This is a genomic window from Gloeomargarita sp. SKYB120 (genome assembly GCA_025062155.1).
GTDB lineage: Bacteria > Cyanobacteriota > Cyanobacteriia > Gloeomargaritales > Gloeomargaritaceae > Gloeomargarita.
On record JANXAM010000066.1, the window covers coordinates 1 to 1,973 of the forward strand.

The 1,973-nt window shown below is 50.9% G+C and carries 3 protein-coding genes; all 3 read right to left on the reverse strand.

Features of this window, described 5'->3' with window-relative positions; genetic code table 11:
• On the reverse strand, positions 1–670 hold a 670-nt coding region (gene cobK, locus NZ705_12415), incomplete at its 3' end, for a precorrin-6A reductase (protein MCS7293746.1).
• Between the two features lie 41 nt (positions 671–711).
• The gene (locus NZ705_12420) at positions 712–1,311 is read right to left on the reverse strand and encodes a DUF4340 domain-containing protein (protein MCS7293747.1); all 600 of its coding nucleotides are present in this window, start codon (positions 1,309–1,311) and stop codon (positions 712–714) included.
• Positions 1,308–1,973, reverse strand: a 666-nt coding sequence (locus NZ705_12425; protein ID MCS7293748.1) for an amidohydrolase, incomplete at its 5' end; no start/stop codon positions are given. The genes NZ705_12425 and NZ705_12420, both read right to left, overlap by 4 nt.

Consider the following 1,973-nt stretch of genomic DNA (forward strand, 5'->3'; position numbering starts at 1 on the left):
GATCATCCGTCTGCTGGGGATACGACACTGCCGGACGCTGCAACAGATGCAAAACCACTCCCAACTCCTGAGCCACCGTCTGTTTAATATCCTCACCCCCAGGCGCACCAGACGCCTTGGCAATGACCTGGGTAATCCCCCACGTTTGCCAGAGAGCGCGTTCCATTTCTCGACTGACTGGTGGCCACAAAGCAATAATGTTTTGGGGGGCAAATCCCACGTCTAAAGCCGTTGTCAATGCCACAGGGTCAGGTAAGATGCGTACAAACCAAGTGTGCGCTCCCCAGTAGGGTTTTAAGCGGGGCAATTGCCGGTATCCGAGCGTGACTAAAATTCGTTCGCAACCGAAATGATAAGTGGTGAATAATTCATCTAAATCCCGCCAGTACAGACAGAAAGGAGAGTCACTCCTGATAGATGGACGCTCGTAACGCAAATAGGGTAAATGATATTGTTCAGAACACTGGATAGCCAGTTGGGAAATAACGGCAGCGTGTGGATGAGACATATCTAAAATACGAGTAATTTGATACGTTTGTAAAAAAGCGCTGATATTCGCCGGCGTTAAGCAGGTAACAACGACACGTAGTGATGTGTCTGAATAAAGCTGCTTCGCCCGGTCAGTTGTCACTGTAATTACACAAGGGTAGGTACTCCCCAGGCAGGCCACCAGTTCTGCGCTTTCGCGGGTTCCACCAATAATCCAGAGCGTCAAGGTTTTGGACTAGATTTTGTTTCCGGCTTTTTCTCCGGTTTGGGTGATGCCTGCCACTCCCCTAAAGGACGGTCCACCGCGTTGCGTAAGTCAATCGGCACTAGGGCAACCGACAAGGAGGTGGCTTCAGTAGGAGGGTCAATTTGGGCGTATAAAGCCACGCCAGTAAAGTCTGGATTGCCCAAGATTAAACGGTGTTGGTTGCCATTTTCCAGCGTTACTTGAATCATTGCTAGCGGGGTTGTCAAACCAAACTGGGCTTTTTCTTCAGGTTTAATCGTTAAATCCTGATCTTGTACCCGTTCCGCAGTCGTCATCTGTCCTAGCAGAAAGGCAATTGGGGCGGTATTCGCCGGTTTTTGTTGAGGCTGCACCATTTTCCATTCCCCTGGTTTCACCCGTTCAAATTTGAGGGTTTCTTTGGGCTTGATAATCGTGATAGCTGTGACATCTTTTTCAGTGAAGTTAAACAATCGCGCTTTGCGGGTGGCTTGTTCCTGGCGCTGGGGTTTACCTACCCATTCCCAGTAGGCCACGCCCCCCGCTAATCCAATCGCTAAGGCTAGGATGATTAACGTACTGGTCGAGAGTTTCATCGTCCTATATATTGCTCTAAGCACCGCACCAACAATTCTACGCCTAGACAGAGGACTTCTTCATCAAAATCAAAACGGGGATGATGATGAGGAAAATCCAATCCTTTGGTGGGATTGGCTGACCCCAAAAAGAAGTAGCACCCAGGCACTTCCTGGAGGAAAAAGGCCATGTCTTCTCCCCCCAACGTTTGACAATTGGGCACCACTCCCAGAGCTGGTTCAACCACTTGTTCCGCCACGGACCGCACCAGATCAGCCATGGCTGGGTCGTTGATTAGAGGGGGATAGAGGTATTCATAATTCCACTCGTAGTGAGCACCATAGGCTGTACAAATTCCTTGAACAATCGCCTCGAGTTTTTTCGGTAAGGTGGATGCCAGATCAGGGTGGAAATAGCGGACTGTGCCACCGAAGTAGGCTTGGTCGGCAATCACGTTGCGCGCTGAACCCGCATGGAACTCCCCAACGGTAACGACTGCTGGCTCTAAAGGACTCACCTGCCGTGCCACTACGGTTTGAAAGGCCACTACCACCTGCGCGCCAATCACCAGGGCATCAATGGTTTGCTCGGGTTTGGCCCCGTGTCCTCCCCGTCCTTGAATCCGGCAACTGAAAAAGTCAGACGCTGCCATCAACGGCCCACTGCGTACACCGACTGTTCC

Excerpts from the sequence above, each read along its gene's own strand:
- NZ705_12420 (MCS7293747.1), bottom strand. The coding sequence starts at position 1,311 with ATGAAACTCTCGACCAGTACGTTAATCATCCTAGCCTTAGCGATTGGA.